Origin of the sequence: Micromonospora sp. D75, assembly GCF_018070405.1 — a bacterium.
Classification (GTDB): Bacteria; Actinomycetota; Actinomycetes; order Mycobacteriales; family Micromonosporaceae; genus Micromonospora; species Micromonospora chalcea.
Map to the genome: position 1 here is coordinate 1 of NZ_JAGPXV010000827.1, position 2,140 is coordinate 2,140.

Annotated in this window: 3 protein-coding genes; all 3 read left to right on the forward strand. The window is 74.7% G+C overall.

Going from position 1 to position 2,140, the window contains the following annotated elements; translation table 11 throughout:
- A partial coding sequence (locus KBX39_RS29605; protein WP_210873685.1) for an aldehyde dehydrogenase family protein occupies nucleotides 1-670 on the forward strand: 670 nt, incomplete at its 5' end.
- Between the two features lie 8 nt (nucleotides 671-678).
- Entirely contained in the window at nucleotides 679-1,626 is a 948-nt protein-coding gene (locus KBX39_RS29610; RefSeq protein WP_210873686.1) for a hydroxyacid dehydrogenase, read from the forward strand.
- On the forward strand, nucleotides 1,623-2,140 hold a 518-nt coding region (locus tag KBX39_RS29615), incomplete at its 3' end, for an acyl-CoA dehydrogenase family protein (protein ID WP_210873687.1). The genes KBX39_RS29610 and KBX39_RS29615, both read left to right, overlap by 4 nt.

The following is a 2,140-nucleotide window of genomic DNA, read 5'->3' on the forward strand; positions in this document are numbered from 1 at the left end:
GAACCCGCTCGTGGTCTGCGACGACGCCGACCTGGACGTGGCGGTGCGCTGCGCGCTGGACGGCAGCTTCTTCAGCACCGGCCAGCGCTGCACCGCCTCCAGCCGGCTGATCGTGACGGCCGGCATCCACGACCGGTTCGTCGCGGCGCTGGCCGAGGCGACGCGGGCGCTGCGCGTCGGTGACCCGCTCGACCCGGACAGCCAGCTCGGCCCGGTGGTCAGCACCGGCCAGCTCGACCAGAACCTCGACTACGTCCGGATCGGACGCGACGAGGGCGCGGCGGTGGCGGCCGGCGGCACGCACGACGGGCAGTTCATGCGGCCCACCCTGCTCGTCGGCGCGCACAACGACATGCGGGTGGCCCGGGAGGAGATCTTCGGCCCGGTGTCCTGCGTGATCCGCGCCGACGACCTCGACGAGGCGATCGAGCTGGCCAACGACACCGACTACGGGCTGTCCGCCGGGATCGTCACCACCTCCCTGTCCGCCGCCGAACGGTTCAAGCGCGACGCCCGCGCCGGCATCGTCACCGTCAACCTGCCCACCGCCGGCACCGAACTGCACCTGCCGTTCGGCGGCACCGGGGCCTCCAACCACGGCCCCCGCGAGCAGGGCGGCTACGCCCGCGACTTCTACAGCGTGCCGGTGACCTGCTACACCGGCTGGTAAGGACGGCAATGTCCCCTCAGATCCTGCTCACCGAGCCCATCGCCGAGGCCGGGATGCGGCTGCTGCACGCCGCCGGTGAGGTACGCGTCGCCCACCTCACCGACCCCGCCGCGCTCGCCGCCGGGCCGCTCGCCACCGCCGACGCGCTCGTGGTGCGCTCCTCGCCGGTGACCGCCGCGATGCTGGAGGCCGCGCCCCGGCTCAAGGTCGTCGGCCGGCACGGCGCCGGGCTGGACGGCATCGACCTGGCCGCCGCGCAACGGCTCGGCGTCCCGGTGGTCGGCACGCCCGGCGCCAACGCCGAGTCGGTGGCCGAGTTCGTCGTGCTGGCCGCGCTCGCGCTCGCCCGGCAGCTCACCCCCGCCGTGGCGACGCTGGCCTCCGGCGGATTCCCGCCCGGCCGGTCACTGCCCGGCTCGGTCGTCGCCGCCGGACTGACCGGCACCATGCTCACCGGCCGCACGCTGGGACTCGTCGGCCTCGGCGCGATCGGCCGGGGCGTCGCCGCCCGCGCCCGCGGGATGGGCATGACGGTCCTCGGGTACGACGTGGCGGTCACCGAGCCGCCGGACGGCGTACACCTGGTCGACCTGGACCGGCTGCTCGCCGAATCGGACGTGGTCAGCCTGCACGTGCCCCAGACGCCGCAGACCACCGGCCTGATCGGCGCCGCCGCGCTGGCCCGGATGCGGCCGCACGCGCTGCTCGTCAACACCGCGCGGGCCGGGGTGGTGGACGGCGCGGCGGTGCTCGCCGCGCTCGACGCCGGCCGGCTGCGCGGCTACGCGGTCGACGTGTTCGCGCCGGAACCACCCGCCGCCGACGACCCGATGCTGCGCCACCCCCGTGTCCTCGCCACCCCGCACATGGCGGCGATGACCACCGACGCGCTCGACGCGATGGCCGTCGCCGTGGCCCGCGGCGTCCTCGCCCACCTGGAAGGAACCCGTACGTGACACTGACCGTCCCCGCGTCCGCCCTCGACTACTTCGGTGTGGACACGCTCGTCGACGACGACACCCGGGAACTCCAGACCGCCGTGCGCGGCTTCGTGGACCGGCGGATCCGGCCCGAGGTCGCCGGCTGGTACGAGGCGGGCCGGCTGCCGGTGCGGGAACTGGCCCGGGAACTCGGTGAGCTGGGCGTGCTCGGGATGCACCTGGAGGGCTACGGCTGCGCCGGCACCTCGTCCGTCGCGTACGGCCTCGCCTGTTTCGAGCTGGAGGCGGGCGACTCGGGCCTGCGGTCCCTGGTCTCGGTGCAGGGCTCGCTGGCCATGTACGCCATCTGGCGGTTCGGCTCCGAGGAGCAGAAGCGCGAATGGCTGCCCCGGATGGCCGCCGGCGAGGCGATCGGCTGTTTCGGGCTGACCGAACCGGACTTCGGCTCGGACCCGGCCGGCATGCTCACCCGGGCCCGCCGCGACGGCGGCGACTGGGTGCTCAACGGCACCAAGATGTGGATCACCAA

Bases quoted from the DNA above. Each gene is read 5' to 3' on its own strand.
- KBX39_RS29610 (WP_210873686.1), top strand. From the start codon at position 679: ATGTCCCCTCAGATCCTGCTCACCGAGCCCATCGCCGAGGCCGGGATG.